This window comes from Paraburkholderia sp. 22099 (assembly GCF_052045835.1).
Lineage (GTDB): Bacteria > Pseudomonadota > Gammaproteobacteria > Burkholderiales > Burkholderiaceae > Paraburkholderia > Paraburkholderia terricola.
In genome coordinates, this window is record NZ_JBQEPU010000001.1 from 97,900 (window position 1) to 115,499 (window position 17,600).

Below are 17,600 nucleotides of genomic sequence, written 5' to 3' on the forward strand. Positions count from 1 at the left end.
CCGTATTTCAAACTTCAAGGAGCAGGCAAGTGGACATTCAGCTTAACTTCGTCAACCGTTCGAATGACGCTAACAATTCGAGCATCGTGATCTTCCAGAAAAACGTCGCGACCGACTTCGACGAACTGGCGATCGCGTGGAAGGTCATCCGCAACTGCGGCCAGGGCGACAATCATCCGTTCAAGTTTCCGATGACGATGAACGTGAGCGCGAGCGACAGCTACGGCAATTACATGCCGCAGCAGCCCGCGAGCAACGGCCAGGTGTTCCAGATCGTGCGCTCCACCTCGGGCGACGTGCTCACGCTCGGCACCGAGCCGGGCAACAGCTCCGAGGTGCAGGTCCGCAACGATCTGCCGAACGGCGCGGCGAACGCGACCATCTACAAGGACGGCAGTCCGCTCGCGACCAAGACGTCGATCGCGCCGGGGCAAAAAGCCGTGTTCCAGTTCAAGCCGACGCTGTGGATCGGCGTGGCGTCGCAGATCGAACAGGGCGCGTTGCTCAATTCGGCGGTGATCTCCGACATCAATACCGAGCTTTCGCTGCTCGGCATTGCCAGCGCCGACATCGTCATGACGGGCGGCGGTCCCGGCCCGCGTTCGCTGCCGTTCACGTTCCGGCTCGAACACGTCGTCATGGCCTGACGAGGTCGCGGCGTTTCCACACGCGGCAACATCCAGGCAACATCCAGGCGGCGCCGGACCTCGCATGGTCCAGCGCCGTCTCACTCCATTCGGAAAAGGTCAGTCATGGACATCAAGCTCAACTTCATCAACCTCTCCAACGACGTCAACAACAGTCAGGTCGTGATTTTCCAGAAGAACGTCTCGACGGATTTCGACGAACTCGCGATTGCGTGGAAGGTGATCAGCAACTGCGGGCGGGGAGACAATCATCCGTTCGTGTTTCCGATGCAAACCACCCTCACCGCCAGCGACGCCGACGGCAACTACATGCCGCGGCGGCCCGCGCAAAACGGCCAGATGTTCAGCGTCACGCGCGCGGCTTCCGGCAATGTGCTGGGCGTGGCGGGCGCAGCGTCGAGCTCGCGGGAGATCCAGTTGCGCAACGACTTGCGCAGCGGCGCGATCACCGCCGGCGTGTTCAAGGACAACCGGCTGCTCGCGCACAAGACGGGCATCGTGCCGGGACAGAAGGCCGTGTTCGAATTCAAGCCGACGCTGTGGATCGGCACGGCGTCGCAGATCGAGCAAGGCGCGGTGATGAATTCGGCGGTGCTCTCCGATATCAACACCGAACTCTCGCTGCTCGGCATCGCGCGCTGCGACATCGTGATGACGGGCGGCGGCGGCGGCACGACGGCGGTGCCGTATCAGTTCCGGCTCGCGAACGTGGTGATGGCTTGATCGAACGCCGATGCCGTAAAACAGCCGGCCCGCATGTCGCGGGCCGGTTCGCTTTTGAGCGCTCGAAAACACCATCACGAAAGACCTCGATTCATCGCGCATAGTGGCAAGCCTGCAGCGGCGAGGCTTACGTAAAACTTCCAATCAAGTTGTACAGTAAGGTGCCGTTAATCGCGTCAATGCCATTCCTCCTCGACCTGGAATTACCCATGCGCCGATTGATCGTCTCCACCGCCCTGCTCGCCTGCCTCCCCTTCATGTCCGTGTTGCTCGCCGCTTGCGGCGGCAGCGCCGCGTCGCCGCGCATGGTGGACGGCAGCGTGTATCTCGGGCCGGTCGCGGGCGCGACTGTCAGCGCGTATGCGATCGACAGCGACGGCAAGATCGGCGCGACCCCGGTCGCGCGCACCGTCAGCGATGAAAACGGCCGCTTCGCCTTGCCCGCCGATCTGCATTGGCCGCTGTTGCTGCGCGCGAGCGGTGGGTCGTATCTGGAGGAAGCCACCGGCACGAGCGCGTCGGTCGACGGCGGCACGTTGTCCGCGGTTTATGTGGCGCGGCCCTCGGCGATGCTGGTGTCCGCGTTTTCGAGCGCGGTGGTCGCCGATGCGCAGGCCGCGGGCGGCTTGACGCCCGCGAATATCGCGGCGGCCGCCGCGCGCGTCGCCGCGTTTCTCGGCGGCATCGACCCGCAGCAAACACCGCCCGCGTTCGTCGCCGCGCACACGCCGACCGGCACGGTCACGGACGGCAACCGCATGGCGCTCGCGCTCGGCGCGGAATCGCAAAGCCGCGGCGACACCGGCGCGACGCTCGCGGCCAGCGTGCAAAACATCGTCGCGCAGTCGGCCAGGGGCGACACGCTGGCCGCTTGCCACGCGGGCGCGGGCAACCTCGCCGCGGACGGCACGCTCGCCGCGCCCGCCGACGAGGCCTGCCCGGTCACGACCGGCGCGGCGAACTTCAGCGTGAATCCGCTGAACCGCTCGGGTATCACTTCGTTGGCGATGCTGAACACCACCCAGGCATCGGAGAATCAAACCGCCACGGCGTCGGGCGCCGCGTGCGGCGACCGCGTGGCCTTGCTCGCTGAAAACCTGTGGCTGTTCCAGGGCCGCAAGAACGACGTGCAGGCGTCGCTCGCGCCGGGCATGACGAGCAGCAACTGGTCGACCTATCCGACCGCCAGCACGTGGGGCCCGCATGCCGCGAGCTACGGCAGGATCGCGCCGCCCGCGTCGTGCGCCGACATCGACACGTTCAGGCGCGAACTCGTGATGGCGATCGAGAACTACTGGGTCGATCAGAACCTGAACTACTGCCACCATCACATTCCGGGCTGGACGCCGCCCGAGAACACCGGGTCGATCGACTATCGCGATTCGTCGGCCGGCAGCACCAGCGGCGGTTCGGCCGACGCGCATTCGGCCAGCATGACCTGCACCGCGCAGCGCGGCGCCGACGGCGCGCAGACCATTCAGACCTCGGCGTCGCAAACGCCCGCTCCGATCACGTCGCAAGCGCTGATGTGGAACGGGGCGGACTGTTCGAATTTCACCTCGTGGGTCTATAACTTCGCGGGGCTCGCCAGCAATCAGTTGTCGGGCGCCATCAGCGCGCAGGCGTGCGCGACGCCCGCCAGCGGAGTCGATCCGTTGACGGGCGTGCTGCTCGACATCAACCGCGGCAACATCGGCGCGATGGAGCAATACCTGTTGCCCGGCGACCTGCTGTACATCACGCAGAAAGACAAGGTCGGCAGCGGCACCTTCGCCGACGACTACAAGCTCGCGCACGTGATCACGTGGACCGGCAAGCGCTTCAGCGATTTGCAGGCCGGCGCCGATCGCGCGAAATACGACGTGAACCGCATCGGCCAACCGGACTCGCGGCTGGGCGGCGACTTTCAGGCGCTGCTCGGTCCGACCGATACGCTCGCGAATCTCGGCCAGCCCGGACACGATCCGTGGATGATCATCGACAGCCACTATGCCGGCCCCGCCTATCGTCCGTTCCTCGGCTGGTACGCGGGCAGCCTCTCGCACGTGCGGCGCATCATCGGCGCGGCCGCGGCCGCGGCCGATCCGCAACTCGCCGCGCTCGTGATCCGGCCGCTGCCGCCGACGCGCAAGGGCTGGCTCACGCTCGCGTCGAAACAGGCCGACGCGACGGCCGCCAGCGGCTACCGGCTCGTCTATCAGACCACGGGCACGCAGGCCTGCTATCAGGCCGGCACGCCGCAATGAGGCTCGCCATGCGGCAGCCGCATGGCGACGTCGAATCACGCCTTCAGCATGTCGACATGATCTCAGGACCTTTGCCGAATCGATCCCGGTGGCCGCAGGCGAACTCGCCCAAGGCAATCTGGACCTCTCGCGGCGGCCCCAGGGAACAGGCCGCCTCGCTGGATCGAAGGGCCGCGAGCAGCGCTGCCCTACGCCGCCCCGCCCGCTCATATCCGCGCCAGCACGCGCGGCACTTCCTCGACGAGCGCGTCGATCGCGACGCGCACCTTCGACGGCATGTGACGCGCCTTCGGGCGCACGACGTGCACCTCGGCGCCCAGCACGCTGTTGCTGTCCATCACGAGCACGAGGCGGCCGTCGCGCAGGTAAGGCGCCATCAGCCAGCACGGCAGCCACGCGAGGCCCGCGCCGGCAGCGGCGGCGTCCGCGATCGCCTGCAAGTCGTCGTAGCGCAGCCGCGCCGCAAGACGGCACTCGTGCACTTCACCGTCCGCGCCGAGCACGCGCCACGGCGCACTTTGTCCGCCGCGCCCATAGGCGATGCTCACCTGCGAACCGAGTTCGTCGATACCCGACGGACGGCCATGCCGTTCGAGCCACGCGGGCGACGCGCAGATGCCCATGCGCTGCACGCCGAGCCGGCGGCCCACGAGCGTCGCATGATCCGGCAGCGCGCCGATCCGCACCGCGAGATCGAAGCCGTCCTCGACGAGATCCGCATTGCGGTCGCTGAACGACATCTCGACATCGAGCAACGGATGACGCTCGACCAGCTTCAGTATCACCGGCGCGACGCATTGCCGGCCGAACAGCACCGGCGCGCTGATGCGCAGCCGCCCGGCCGGCTCGCGGCGGCCGGCGTCGAGCGCCGCCTCGGCCGCGCCCAACTCCGCCATCACGCGGCGGCATTGCTCGTAGTACGCATGCCCTTCGTCGGTCAATCCGAGTTGTCGCGTGGTTCGCTGCAACAGCCGCACGCCCAGCCGCTGTTCGAGCCGGGCCACGATCTTCGCGATCGCCGAGCGCGTGACGCCGAGGCGCTCGCCCGCTGCGGCAAAGCTCCCGGCCTCCACGACGTCGACAAATTCGGCAACGCCGCGCAACCGTTCGTCCATGGCTTGCGCCTCCTTTTTTCGCCGCCGCGTTGTGTCCTGGCAGGCGACGGTAAGTCGTCAAAGTCTCGTCAATGCGTCCTTCGCAGCGACACTATCATAGGTGCTCCAATCACATCGGGAGTCGCTATGAACGCATGGAAATTGAAACCCGGCGGCGGCATCGCCGGTTTGCAGCGCGGCGATGCGGCGGCGCGCACGCCGGGGCCGAGCGAGGTCGTCGTCAAGGTTCACGCGGCGTCGCTCAACTATCGCGACCTGATGTTCGCGCGCGGCGACTATCTCGGCCTGCGCGATGCGCCGCTGATTCCGCTCTGCGACGGCGCGGGCGAGGTGGTCGAGGTGGGCCGCGAGGTGACGCGCTTCAAGCCCGGCGATCGCGTGATCAACACGTATTTCCCGCACTGGATCGATGGCGGCCCGGCGCCGTGGAAAGTGGCCGAGTCGCCGGGCGCGCACATCGACGGCGTGCTGGCCGAACGCTTCGTCGCCGGTGAAACGAGCCTCGCGCCGATCCCGGCGCATCTCGGCTATGAGGAGGCCGCGACGCTGTCGTGTGTCGGCGTGACCGCATGGAACGCGCTGTTCGCGGACGGCGACGCCAAACCCGGCGCGACGGTCGTGCTGCTCGGCACGGGCGGCATGTCGATCTGCGCGTTGCAACTGGCGCACGCGGCGGGTCTGCGCACGATCATCACGTCGTCGAGCGACGAGAAACTGGAGCGCGCGCGCAAGCTCGGCGCGAATGAAACCATCAACTACCGGCGCACGCCCGAATGGCAGGACGAAGTGTCGAGGCTGACCGATGGCATGGGCGCCGACATCGTCGTGGAGGTGGGCGGCCGGGACACGCTGCCGCGCTCGGTGGCCGCCACGAAAATGGGCGGGCTCGTGTCGATCATCGGCGGCGTGAGCGGCTTCGCGGGACCGGAGCTCGAACTGCTCGCCGTGATCGGCGGCATCAAGCGGCTGCACGGCATCATGGTGGGCAGCCGCTCGATGCTCGACGACGTCGTCAAGCTCGTCGACGCGCATCGAATCACGCCGGTCGTGGATCGCGTGTTCGGTTTCGAGGATGCGCCGGCCGCGTATCGGCATCTCGAGTCGGGCCAGCACTTCGGCAAGGTGGTGATTCGCGTCGCGCCGTAGCGCGGCGCTGCTCGATCCTTGATGTCGTCGATGTCGTTGATGTCGTGAATGAATCGAAGCAAGGCGGTGTGCATGCCGCGTGTCACGGCACGCACGTTTGCCGCTTCATGCGCGGCGCCCGCGGGCGCCGCGCCAGCACTCAATTGCCATTCGTGCCGTCGAACCGGACGATCTCGATCCAGTTCGCGCCCTTGCCGACCGGATACTGACCGATTGCGCTCAACGCGCCGCTCTTACGGTCGATGCGGTAAGCGCTCAGGCTCGTCGACAACTGCCCGGCCGCCAGCAGGTAATGGCCCGACGGATCGATGTTGAATCCGCGCGGCTGCTTCTCGGTCGGATACGTGCCGATGCGCGTCAGCTTGCCCGAGGCGGTGTCCACCTTGTAGGCCGCCAGCGTGCTGGAGGTGCGCTCCGACGCGTACAGAAAGCGTCCGTCGGGCGTCAGGTGGATATCGGCGCCCCACGGCTTGTCGCCCGAAAAGTCGGGCGGCAGGATCGAGATGGTCTGAATCGGCTTGACGTTGTCGCCGGCGCGATTGAACGCGAGCACGTGCAGTTTGCCGTCGAGTTCATCGATCAGATACGTGAAGCGCTGATCCGGCGAAAACACGAAGTGGCGCGGGCCCGATTTCGGCGGCAGCGAATAGGCGGGCGCGGCGGCGTCGGCGAGGCGGCCGTTGGCGGCGTCGAACTTCAGACGCAGCCACGCGTCCGCGCCGAGCACCGAGGCGAACGCGAAGCGGTTGTCGGACGTGGTGCGGATCGCATGCGCCATCGGTCCGGTCTTGACGGTCTGCTGCACGTCGCCGGCCACGCCGTCGCGGCCGATCGGGTTCACCGCCAGCAGGTTGCCGCCGTAGGAGGCCGACAGCAGGTAGCGGCCCGTCGCGTCCGTCGAGACGTAGGCCATGCTGTCCGCGAGCGGCGCTCGCGCGAGTTCGATCAGCCGGCCGTCGAGCGGATTGACCGCGAAGCTCACCACGCGATACGGCTTGGAACGCAGCCCCGCGTACAGCCGCAGATGATCGGGCGACAACGCGAGGGGCATGACCGTGCCCGCGACCGCGACGGTCTGCACCGGCGCGAGCGCGCCGTTCGATTCGTCGAGGCTGAACACCGAGATATCCTGGCTGTCGGCATTCGATACATACGCATAGGTCGCCGCCTGCGAGACGCCGGACACGACAGCGGTGCCCAGCACGAGGGCGGCTACACCCAGGGCGCGTTTAACGCTCATGCTCATACTCCCGTTGGAAAGATTGGAATCGTTGGAATGATCGGAACGACCCACGTCGGCGAGTCAAGACTCACCGGACGACGGATCCGGCTCGCAGCTTATCTCATCGTGCGGCGCGTGCCTGATCCGGCACGGCCGCGCGTCGCGATGATTAATGCACGGCTAATGCGCGGTTAATTCGTGGCTAGTTCGCGGCGAGTCGGAATGCGGACACGGCATACGTCATCGACTGCGCCTGCTGTTCGAGCGCGCTCGCGGCGGCCGCCGCCTGTTCGACCAGCGCGGCGTTCTGCTGGGTCACCTGGTCCATCTGGCTGACCGCCTGCCCCACCTGCTCGATGCCGGCGCTCTGCTCGACGGTCGCCGAGGTGATCTCGGCCATGATCGTCGCGACGCCCTGCACCGCGCCGACGATCTCGTTCATGGTCTGCCCCGCCTGCACGACGAGTTCGTTGCCGCTGCGGATATCGTCGACCGACGCGGCGATCAGCGCCTTGATTTCCTCGGCGGCGTTCGCGCTGCGCTGCGCGAGCGTGCGCACTTCGCCCGCCACCACCGCGAAGCCGCGGCCCTGCTCGCCCGCGCGCGCCGACTCCACGGCCGCGTTCAACGCGAGGATGTTGGTCTGAAACGCGATGCTGTTGATCATGCCGGTGATCTCGGCGATCTTGTGCGAACTGGCCGTGATGGCCGTCATCGTCCGCACCGCGCGCTGCACCACGTCGCCGCCGCGCTGCGCGACGTCGGCCGCGTTGGCGGCCAGCGTGCTGGCCTGACGCGCGTTGTCGGCGTTCTGCTTCACCGTCGAGGTGAGCTCTTCCATGCTTGCCGCGGTTTCCTCCAGCGAAGCCGACTGCTGCTCGGTCCGGCTCGACAGATCGACGTTGCCGGCGGCGATCTCGCGCGCGCCGCCGTGGATCGCCTCGCAATTCACGCGCACGTTCGACACGGTCCGCGCGAGTCCCGACTGCATCCTCGACATGGCGTCGAATAGCTGGCCGACCTCGTTCTTCCCGCCTTCCGGGATCGACGTGGTCAGATCGTTACCCGCTATCCGGTCGAGCAGCGCGGAGGCTTGCTGCAACGGACGGATCACGATCCTGCGCAGCGCGAAATGCGTCGCCACGATCAAGGCGAGCGCGAGCGCCACGCCCGTCACCACCATGCCGACGACCCACGCGTATTCGCGGTCGCCCTGGGCGGCGGATTCCGTGGAGAGCGCATCGGCGAGCTTCTGAAACTTCTCGACGTTGGCCGAATACGCCGCGCCCGAGGCCGTGATGTCCTTGTCGTTGATCGCGACGTAGGCGTTGGTGTCGCCGCGCCGCAGCGCGTCGAATGCGGTGTTCAGGAGCGCGGCCAACGAGGTCGACGAATCGAGAAGCTGTTGCTTCAACGCTTCGTCCTGGCCGGGAAAGAGCGCTGCCGCGCGGAACGCCTTCGTTTCGCGATCCGCTCGGTCCAACGTGGTCTGCGCGCTTTTGAGCGCGGAGTCGCGCGTCTGTTCGTCATTGCGCTCCTTCAATGCCGAGTAGGCGCGCGTGAGCGCCGCGCGGGTGCGGGTCGTGTCTTTATAGGCGTCGTTGACGAGCACTTCCTGGCTCGCGATCTCGTGCAGAAGCCGGGCGTTGTCGTTGGACCGGCCGAGCGTGAGCACGCCCACTACGCCGCCGAACAGGATCATCCCTGCAAAAACCACCAGCACCGCGAGGAGGCTATGTCTTATTGTCAAATTGCGCATCGAGCCAGAGTCCGTTGGTTATCGTATGACTCGTTAACGACCGGGATGCGCCGACCTTTAATTCCGGCTGAACACCGCTGCCAGCTTCGCGCGCGCTCAAGCCATGTCGAGCGTCGAAGCGTCCAGCGTCTGATCCGACAACTCGGTGAGAACCCGATTGCGTCCGGCACGTTTCGCGGCGTAGAGCAATTGATCGGCGCGCGCCAGCAACGCCGCGACCGCCTCGCCAGGGCGATAGCGGGCAATGCCGGCACTCGTCGTGACGCGCAGCGTTGCGTCGATTTCGTCGAAGCGCGAAGACTCCAGCACCGTGCGCAAGCGCTCGGCGATCCGGTACGCGAACTTGCCGTCGGCGCCCGGCAGCAGAAGCACGAACTCCTCGCCGCCGATCCGCCCCACCACGTCTTTCTCGCGCACCGCGCCGCGCAGGATCGCGCCGAACTGGCGCAGCACCGCATCGCCGGCCGCATGGCCGTAACGGTCGTTGATGGACTTGAAGTTGTCGATATCGAACGCGATCAGCGCGAGCGGCTGGCTTCGCTTGTCCGCGACGCGGCGGCCCGCGAGGCGTTCGAACGCGCGCCGGTTCAGGGTCTCGGTGAGCGAGTCGAGATCGCGTTCGAGAACGAGCCGGTCGATCACGTCCGACATCGCCGCGGCCAGCAGCACGAGTCCCAACACGGCGCCCATCAATGCGAGCGACAGTTGCAGCAGAACCCAGAACATGCTCTGCGCGAAGGGCGCGGTGCTATGCGGCAAGGGTTGAATGACGGTGAGCGGCGTCCTGATGAAAAAACTCGCGCCGAAAATCAGCAGCACCCAGAGAAGAATGTGATTGATGGTGCGGCCACGGCAGCGTTTCCTGAAACGGAGCGCGGTGAACACCATCAACAGCCCGGCGCTGAGATTCAGAATGTAGATCCGCACCAGCAGGTTCGAGGCGACGTAGGAGAAGTAGTACATGCCGCCCATCACCAGCATGAACATCGACGCATGCGCGGCGAACCGCAACCGAAGCCCGGCCCTGCGCAAGACGCCTTCGGCCAGCAGTTGAATGCTGAGCACGTAAAACGCGGCCGATAGCAGCGCGTTCGCTCGCCATTCATCCGGCAGATGGCAGATCTGCACCGCCGAGCCGAGTGCGAAAGCACCAAAGGAAGCGGCCAGAAAGCGCAGATAGCGCAGCCGTTTGTCGTAGACCCACGCCCAGGCGAAGCTGAGCGCAAAGACGGCGGTAATGCCTGGGATGATGAGTTGAATCAGTTGATTGGGCGTTATATGAGCGGGCATGTGGCTCGTTCTCCGCTGCGCTGCCGGCCCGGAACAATCGGGCAATCGGACCTGTGGGCGGCGGTTTCGACAGAGCGTGTATCGTCGCCAGCCGCCATTGACGACTCTGCCAGAAATGGACGTGGGGCCCGGTACGGCCGCACGATTGTACGCTCCCGGTCAGTGAACCGGACGCCCTGCGGGCAAGGCCGGTTCGCTCATCGGCGCTCAGGTCCGTGTTTGGGATTGTGTCTTTCGAGGCCGTATTCAAGGCCGCTCGACGCGGCAAGGTGCGAGTCCACGCCGCCGCTTCGGCCCGCCATGACCCGCTACGGCCCACTACGGGCCGGGTCTGCGTTCGTCGCGTGCCTGCGCCACGGCTACTGCTTCATCGCGCGAGCCGGCCCCGTGCCGACCGTTTGCAGACCGCCATCCGTGACATACGGAACGATGCCCGCCGCGCTGATCCGGCTCGCGGTCTGGGTCGCGCAGGCGTCGTCCGCGGGCGCGCAATAGTCGATTGCGAGTACCGGCAGCCGGTATTGCTCGCGAATCGTTTTCGCCTGCCCCAGCAGCCATTCGCGATCGGCCGGCGCGATCTCCGTGTAGCGCTGCCCCGCCTCGTCCCAGCCGCGATACAGCGATTCGAATGCCACCGCGACCACCAGCGAATGAACCTGCGGCAGGATCTCGAAGCCGCGATTGAAAATCAGCCGCGCACGCGGAAAGCGCGCCTTGATCGCGCGAACGACCGCGACCAGACCGCGTTCCTGCCGCGCCCTCGCTGCATCCGTTTTGGCGACGAGCTGGTAGGAATCGAGCGTGTCGAGAAAGAAGCCGCGATAGCCCTTCTTCCACAGCGGCGCGATCACATGCTCGACGTAGAACGCGGGCCAGTCCGCCGCGTCCTGATCGATCACCGTCGCGCCCCACACCGCGTTGTCGCCGACTAGCCACGCCTTTGGAATCGCCGCGTAATACGAACGCTGCGGCGTCACCTCCCCCACGCTCACATAGGCGAACCACGCGGTACGCGCGCTTTTGTGCCTGAGCGGCTCGAAGCCGCTGTCCGGTTCGATCACCGCGACATCGAATTCGCGCAGCCGGCTGACCGGCGGCTGCGCGCCGTAAAAGAGCGCAATGGACGGCGCGACGCCCGCGTCGGCCGACGCGCGTTCATGCGCGACCGACGACAGTAAACCGACGATCACGAGACGCGCCGCGCACACGACACGCCGATAAACCCCGCGCATCGAATCACGCCCGCGCAGCGCATTGCTCATCCGAAATTCTCCCGCCTAGTTGCGCAGCATGTAAGTCTCGTACTCGAGCGACGCGAATTTGCGGTCCAGCAGCATCACCGCGGCCATCACGACGACGAGCAGCGCGAGCGCGAAACCATAGCCGTACCAGTCCGGCCCGAGCCACAGCGTCATGCCGGTAAACAGCCCGTTCAGCACGACGAAGGCCGCCGTGAGCCTGAGCACGGCGCGGCGTCCGTCGAGATAGAAGAACACGTTCAGCAAACCGAGCAGCAACACTTGCAGACTGGCCGAGATCACATCCACGATGAGCAGCGGCAAATACAAGGTGGAAATACCCAGCGCTTCGAGCACGAGGTGGCCGAACGCGAGAATCAGCAGCAGCACGACGGCCTGGATTTTCACGATCTCGAAGAGCCCCGCCCGCACGCTGCCGACCATCATGTCGCGCATGTCGTTGATGTGGCGCAGCGTCGCGCCGCTGCGCACGGCGTCGTAGAAGCGGTCGTAATACTCGACGAAATCCGCCTCGATCCGCACGAGGAAGGTCGCCATGCCGGGCATCACGCACACGTAGGCGATGAACACGGGAAGATCGTAGATCACCGATGCATGCAGCGGTCCGATCACGCGCGCGCCCGTTTGCGGCGCGTACCAGAACATGAACTTGTCGATCCACACGCCGAGGTTGAACAGCAGCCCGACGAGCGCGAGGCTCGGATACGCGAAGCGCTTTTCCAGCACCTCGAACGAGATGAAGCGCTCGCTTTGGTAGTTGCGGTAAATCAGCCCCGACAGCCCCGCGAGCAGCACGATATGGCCCGCCACGAAGCCGCCGAGCAGGCCCGGCAATCCATGACGATTCAGCATCAATGCGAACGCGACGGTGCAGCCGTAGCCTAGCGCGAATACATAGAGAATCTGCCGATATTGTTTGACGCTCGACAGAAAGATCACCGCGATCCAGATATTGCTGACGACGACGAAGCCCGCCACCATCAGCAGCCGATAGACGAGCGGCTCGCCGCGAAAGCCGAACGCCACCGCGAGCACGCCGAGCACGCCCGAGGCCGCCGTCGAGATCAGCACGACGCCGTTGTAGTTGGACAGCACCAGGTCGTCGCGCTTCTCGAACAGGCGGTCGGAAATGAAGCGCGTAAACGACAGTTGCAGCGGCCCGGTCAGGATCAGGCTGCAGGCGATCAGATACGTCACCGACACCTGGAACTGCACGATCGCGTACTTCGGTATCACGAACGCGAGGCTCAACAGGCCGATGATCAGAATGCCGAAGATCGACAGAATCAGCGGCCCGGAGCTGATCAGCCCCGCGTAGGCGTAGGCGCGCGCGACGCCGAACAGCGTCTGGTGCTTGAGTATCTTGCGGAGTTCGAAACCGATACCGGCCATCAGCGCACCTCTTGCGGTTGAAGCCGGGCGCCGCCGTCCGGCGCGCCATGGTGCATCGGACAGCCGCCGCGCGCGGCGGCGGCCTGGCCGCTCGCGCGATCGGCCCGCGTGGGCGCGGCCGTCAAACGTTCATACAGCACACGGTATTGATCGATCATCTGCTTCTTCGTATAGAAACGCCGCACGCGCGCGAGGCCGGCCTGTTGCGCCGCGAGCCAGCGCGGTTCGTCGCCGAGCAGGTCGAGCACGGCTTGCGCGAACGCGGCCGGATTCGCGATCGGCACGACGCTGCCGGCCGAACCCAACGCGCGATCGTCGTCGCCGTAGCCTTCGATCAACTGGCGGCATGAGCCCACGTCGGTCGTGATCGCCGGCACGCCGGCCGCGAAGCCTTCCAGCACGACGAGCGGCAAGGCCTCGCTGATCGAGGTCAGCGCGATCACGTCCACTTGCGGCAGGATCTCGTCGATGCGCTGAAAGCCGAGGAACTTCACGTTCGCCGCGAGCCCGAGACTTTGCACCAGCGCGCGGCACTCCAGCGCATAGGCCGGATCTTCTTCTTGCGGGCCGACGATCCAGCCTTCGATATCGGGCATCGTCCGCGACGCGATGAAGAGCGCGCGAATGAAGGTCTTGATGTCCTTGATCGGCACCACGCGGCCGATCAGCGCGACCACCTTGCGCGCACGCGCCACGCGTTGCGCGACGAGCGGCGCGAGCGCCTCCACGTCCACGCCGTTCGGAATGTTGCGCGTGCGCGAGGCCTGCGCGCCGTCGGCGATCTGCCGCTGGCGATTGGTCTCGTAGAGCGCGACGATGTCGTCGGCGGCGTCGTAGGCGAGCTTGCCGAGCGCTTCGAAGAAACGCACCCACAGTTCGCGGAAATAGCTGATCCTGGAGATGTCGCGCTCGAACGCGCCGCGGTTGTCGCGGATCCACTGGCTTTGCAGCAGGTCGATCTTGCGTTCCTTCGTGTAGATGCCGTGCTCCGAGACGAGCAGCGGCCGCCCGCTCCGATAATGCAGCAGCGCGCCGAGAAAGCCCGCATAGCCCGTCGACACCGTGTGATACATCTTCGCCGGCGGCAACTGTTCGGCCACGCGCGCAAGCTGCCATAGCGGCTTGTGCATGATCCGCACGGTCCAGAAGTAGTCGGTAAACGAAGGGTCCGTGCAATAGCGATGGTACTGGTCGACGATGAAGTCCCACGCCGCGCGGCTGGAGAGAAACTGTTCCTCGTTGAGCGGGCCGTGGTCGCCGATCAGTTGCACCATGTCGGCCATCAGCGCGCCGGGGCTTGGGGCCAGGTTCGAGCCTGGATTCGAGCCGCCGTTGCGCCACGCGTCGTGCAAGGCGGCCGAGCGTGCAAACGCTTGCGCATCGCCGGGAATTTCACGCGACGCCTCCTTGTCGGCGAGCGCCGCTTCGTACAGGTAGTGCGCCTCGAAATGCACGACGTTATCCGGCAGCGCATAGGCGGCGCCTTCATAGTCCTCCTGGCGGCTGCCGACGAACACGATCGAAAAGCGCAGTTCGGGATACGAGCGGATCATGTCGTTGACCCAGCTCGACACGCCGCCGCGCACATAGGGGAACGTGCCTTCGAGCAGCAGGCAGACATCGGCGTCCGCGGCGCGGCGCAGCAGTGATGGTTTCATGTTGACCAGTAACGCGCGACAGGTTTGAGCATCGGCAGCGTCGCGGCATTGCCGAGCGACGCCAGCAGTTCGGACACGCGCGGAAAATCGCCGCGCAGGAATTCGACTTCGGCCAGCCAGGGCACGAGGCGCTCGCGCGGAAAGCCGAGCGCCTGGGCACGCGCCATGTAGGTGGCGGCTTCGTCGGCGGCGCCGTTCGCGAGCGCGAGGCGGCCGCGGATCATCCACAGCGCGGCGTCGGCGTCGTCGATATCGAGCGCCGCGCGGGCGTGGCGATCGGCCTGCTCCAGCGTGTGCCGGTAGACCGCGCCTTGCACCAGGTTCTGATAGATCAGCTCGAAATACAACTCGGCAAGCTGACGATTGATCGCGTGACGCCGCGCATCGGTGCTCGCCGTTTCCAGGCTTTGCGCGGTCTGGAAGATGCGCTGCGTCACCTCGTTTTCCGCCTGGTCCAGCGTGCCGTAGGCGATCAGGCGCACGTCCTCGACCGGGTCGGCAAGCAATTCGCGCAGCAACGTGCCGGTGGTGCGCGTCGGCATGGTTTGAATCGCGACGAGCGCCGACAGACGATCCGACGCATTCACCTGCGTATTCACGATGCGCGCCTGCAAGCGGGCGCCGCCGCCGTGCGAGACGCGCGACATCAGATGCGTGACGAACTCGGGCGCCGGCACGTCGTCCAGTTCCTCGCCGCTGTGCGAGCGCGGATAGCAGGCGGCCCACACGCAACTCGCGAGCACCACGAGCCCGCCGAACAGCGGCACGAACGCGCAGCCGAGCCACAGCAGCAGCACGCTCCAGCCGCGCGGCTCACGATAGCGCAACGGCAGCAGTGCACGCACCAGTAGCGCCTGGAGCGCGCCGCCGAGCACGTCGATCGCGACGACGGGCAGCAGCGGATCGAACGCGGTGTGCCGGTTCGCGATGCGCCAGATCAGCGCAAACTGCACGAGCGCGATGAGCACGATGCCGGCGAAAGCGGCGCTGGCGCGGAGCACGCTCGACTCGCGGCGGGTGGATTCGGAGCGCATGGCGTCAGACCTCGAGACCGCTGCGCACGAGAAGGCGCTTCAGCGCCGCGCCCGGCTCGCCGCCGCCGAGATGCAGCGTATGCACGCCGATGCGCGCGCCTTCCAGATCGAGATTGAACTGCGCGCGCAGGCTCGCTTCGATCCGCGCGAGATAGCCGTCCACGCCGGTCGCATCGGTGGCGGGCATCAGGTTGATCAGCACCGAGCGCCCCGCCGCCTTCACCGGCCACATCAGATCGAGCGCGCGGCGGCGGCGCATCACATGCTCGAAGAACGAATCGCCTTCGTCGTCGTGCGGAAACACCAGCGCGACCAGCGACGAGGTAATGCCCGCCGTGCCTTCGAGACGCGTGAGGCGGCTTACGTCGAGCGCGAATTCATACGGGCAGTCGGGCACCGCATGCAGGATCGTGCGCACCTGCCGCGAGTGTTCGACGCCGTCGGCGTAGTAGCCGAGCAGGACCAGCAGCACTTGCAGGTTGTCGAAGTTCAGCGACAGGAACGGCATGCGCCTGATCGCCAGCACGGCGAGCAGGCGCCCGTCCGCCGAGATCACCGGCGCGCACACCAGCAGGCTCGTGTGCGTGGCCGGATGCCCGCCGCTCCTGATATGCGCGACCGCTTGCGTTTCGAGCGCGCGGGCGACGAGTTCGTCGCGCGGTTCCAGTTCGAACGCATCGCCGATGCGCGCGAGCGCTTCATGCGCGAGCTTGCCCTCGTGCACCGCATACAGCGCGGCCACTTCGATCTGACACGCCTGGGCGACGAATTCGAGCAACGCCTGCGCGCCCGGCAGCGTCCGCGCCGGCGCCATCGGCACGATGTCGAGCCCGTGCGCGACCGACAGGCGGCGCAACTCGGTGATCGAATCGCGCAGCGTGGTCGGCTTCGACAACAGGTCCTTTTCGAGCCGCTCATGCGACAGGCGCATCAGGTAATGGCTGTTCGTGATCGCGACGAGCCGGTCGTTCAGGTAATCGTTCAACGCGTTCGCGCGCTGCGCGCGGTTGCCCCACGTATCGCCGAAATGCCCCGCGACGATGGTCTGCAACAGGCCGCCGGTGAAGAACAGCGTCGGCCATGCGTCGGCGCTGCCGCGCATCAGCACCTGCCATGCGCCGATCAGCATCGCGCACGCCAGCAGACCGAGCAGCGTGCCGTAGCGCAGCGCGACGATCAGCGGCGCGAACCACAGCCACGGAAAACCCGCGTGCAGCAGGAACGGATCGTTGCGGTCGAGCGCCCAGCTCAACACGCCGATGACCGCGACGAACGCGATCGTCTCGACGATGGAAAACGGCCGCGCCACCGCGGGCGCAACGAAACGCCGCAACGCGCTCAGATTGCCGAGCGGATTCGAATGGCGCGGCTTCGCCGCACTGGCGGCGGATTGCGCGGTGACGGTATTCACAGCCGACTCCTCATGACGTGTCGAGATACGGATGACAGCGTGCTTGCGCGACGCGGGACGTGACGCAAGATGTGAAGCAAAACCTGAAGCAACCCGCGCATCAACCGCGCGAGCGCAGCGGCGACAACAGGCTGCCGATCAGCGACGAAGCGACGCTCGCGAGACTCGAACGCGTCCAGCCGCTCTTCGAGCCCGTGGCGCTCCACACGACCTGGCCCGAGGCGACGTCGATCAGTTCGAAGGTGACGCCCGCCACCGGCTCGCCGTCCACGCCGACCTTGTAGCGCCACTCTTCCACCGCGCCGGTCAACACGTATTTGACGTGCTGCTCGCGCGCCCAGGCGAGTTTCTTCTCGCCGAGCTCGCGCTGCGCGGTGTCGAACATCGCGTTCGCCGACGCATCGACGGGCGCGATCCGCACGTCCGTCAAGCCGTTCGCGCGCAGCGTGTTCGCCGCGATCGCGGCGGCGCTGCTGCCCGCGGCCGGCGTTTCGGTGAAGTTCGCCATCGAGACGATCGCCACCGAGTCTTTCACGCCGAGCGCCGGCGAACCCGTTTGACGAATCGAACCGCACGCGCCGAGCACGAGCGCGGACGCCGCCACCACCGCGGACCACTTGACGAGGCCGCGCCATCTTTTCATGTTGTTCATCGAACTACTCCTCAGTAACGTCGTTATTCATCGCAGGCGTGGTCCG

The 17,600-nt window shown here is 66.3% G+C and carries 14 protein-coding genes; 4 read left to right on the forward strand and 10 right to left on the reverse strand.

Going from position 1 to position 17,600, the window contains the following annotated elements; genetic code table 11:
* Positions 1 to 29: 29 nt before the first annotated feature.
* From ACTJLC_RS00420 to ACTJLC_RS00430, 3 genes are all read left to right on the forward strand, one after another.
* Positions 30 to 647: a hypothetical protein gene (locus ACTJLC_RS00420; RefSeq protein WP_073426692.1), complete on the forward strand. Its 618-nt coding sequence runs from the start codon at positions 30 to 32 to the stop codon at positions 645 to 647.
* A gap of 105 nt (positions 648 to 752) precedes the next feature.
* The gene (locus ACTJLC_RS00425; RefSeq protein WP_310128848.1) at positions 753 to 1,370 is read left to right on the forward strand and encodes a hypothetical protein; all 618 of its coding nucleotides are present in this window, start codon (positions 753 to 755) and stop codon (positions 1,368 to 1,370) included.
* A 218-nt stretch (positions 1,371 to 1,588) separates the two neighbouring features.
* On the forward strand, positions 1,589 to 3,616 hold the full coding sequence (locus ACTJLC_RS00430) for a hypothetical protein (protein WP_440843210.1): 2,028 nt from the start codon (positions 1,589 to 1,591) through the stop codon (positions 3,614 to 3,616).
* 206 nt (positions 3,617 to 3,822) lie between these two features.
* Here ACTJLC_RS00430 and ACTJLC_RS00435 read toward each other — a convergent pair whose 3' ends face one another.
* Positions 3,823 to 4,731 (reverse strand): LysR substrate-binding domain-containing protein, encoded by a 909-nt coding sequence (locus ACTJLC_RS00435; protein WP_073426694.1) that lies wholly within the window; start codon positions 4,729 to 4,731, stop codon positions 3,823 to 3,825.
* Positions 4,732 to 4,857: 126 nt separating this feature from the next.
* Between ACTJLC_RS00435 and ACTJLC_RS00440 the strand changes: the two genes are divergently transcribed.
* Positions 4,858 to 5,877, forward strand: a complete 1,020-nt coding sequence (locus tag ACTJLC_RS00440) for a zinc-dependent alcohol dehydrogenase family protein (protein ID WP_440843151.1) — start codon at positions 4,858 to 4,860, stop codon at positions 5,875 to 5,877.
* A gap of 139 nt (positions 5,878 to 6,016) precedes the next feature.
* Here the strand turns inward: ACTJLC_RS00440 and ACTJLC_RS00445 are convergent, their stop codons facing one another.
* The 9 genes from ACTJLC_RS00445 to ACTJLC_RS00485 all read right to left on the reverse strand — a co-directional run bounded on the left by ACTJLC_RS00445 (position 6,017) and on the right by ACTJLC_RS00485 (position 17,554).
* Positions 6,017 to 7,117: a lactonase family protein gene (locus ACTJLC_RS00445; protein ID WP_440843152.1), complete on the reverse strand. Its 1,101-nt coding sequence runs from the start codon at positions 7,115 to 7,117 to the stop codon at positions 6,017 to 6,019.
* A gap of 184 nt (positions 7,118 to 7,301) precedes the next feature.
* Entirely contained in the window at positions 7,302 to 8,858 is a 1,557-nt protein-coding gene (locus ACTJLC_RS00450; RefSeq protein ID WP_440843153.1) for a methyl-accepting chemotaxis protein, read from the reverse strand.
* A gap of 96 nt (positions 8,859 to 8,954) precedes the next feature.
* Positions 8,955 to 10,148, reverse strand: a complete 1,194-nt coding sequence (locus tag ACTJLC_RS00455; RefSeq protein WP_440843154.1) for a GGDEF domain-containing protein — start codon at positions 10,146 to 10,148, stop codon at positions 8,955 to 8,957.
* Positions 10,149 to 10,507: 359 nt separating this feature from the next.
* Positions 10,508 to 11,410, reverse strand: a complete 903-nt coding sequence (locus tag ACTJLC_RS00460; RefSeq protein ID WP_440843155.1) for an endo alpha-1,4 polygalactosaminidase — start codon at positions 11,408 to 11,410, stop codon at positions 10,508 to 10,510.
* A gap of 15 nt (positions 11,411 to 11,425) precedes the next feature.
* Positions 11,426 to 12,799, reverse strand: a complete 1,374-nt coding sequence (pelG, locus tag ACTJLC_RS00465) for an exopolysaccharide Pel transporter PelG (RefSeq protein ID WP_083083667.1) — start codon at positions 12,797 to 12,799, stop codon at positions 11,426 to 11,428.
* The gene (gene pelF / locus ACTJLC_RS00470; RefSeq protein ID WP_440843156.1) at positions 12,799 to 14,457 is read right to left on the reverse strand and encodes a GT4 family glycosyltransferase PelF; all 1,659 of its coding nucleotides are present in this window, start codon (positions 14,455 to 14,457) and stop codon (positions 12,799 to 12,801) included. The genes pelG and pelF overlap by 1 nt, the downstream gene beginning before the upstream one ends.
* The gene (locus ACTJLC_RS00475) at positions 14,454 to 15,491 is read right to left on the reverse strand and encodes a hypothetical protein (RefSeq protein WP_440843157.1); all 1,038 of its coding nucleotides are present in this window, start codon (positions 15,489 to 15,491) and stop codon (positions 14,454 to 14,456) included. Before ACTJLC_RS00475 ends, pelF begins: the two co-directional genes overlap by 4 nt.
* 4 nt (positions 15,492 to 15,495) lie before the next feature.
* Positions 15,496 to 16,902, reverse strand: a complete 1,407-nt coding sequence (locus tag ACTJLC_RS00480; protein WP_440843158.1) for a PelD GGDEF domain-containing protein — start codon at positions 16,900 to 16,902, stop codon at positions 15,496 to 15,498.
* A gap of 100 nt (positions 16,903 to 17,002) precedes the next feature.
* Entirely contained in the window at positions 17,003 to 17,554 is a 552-nt protein-coding gene (locus ACTJLC_RS00485) for a penicillin-binding protein activator LpoB (protein ID WP_083083663.1), read from the reverse strand.
* Between the last annotated feature and the right edge of the window lie 46 nt (positions 17,555 to 17,600).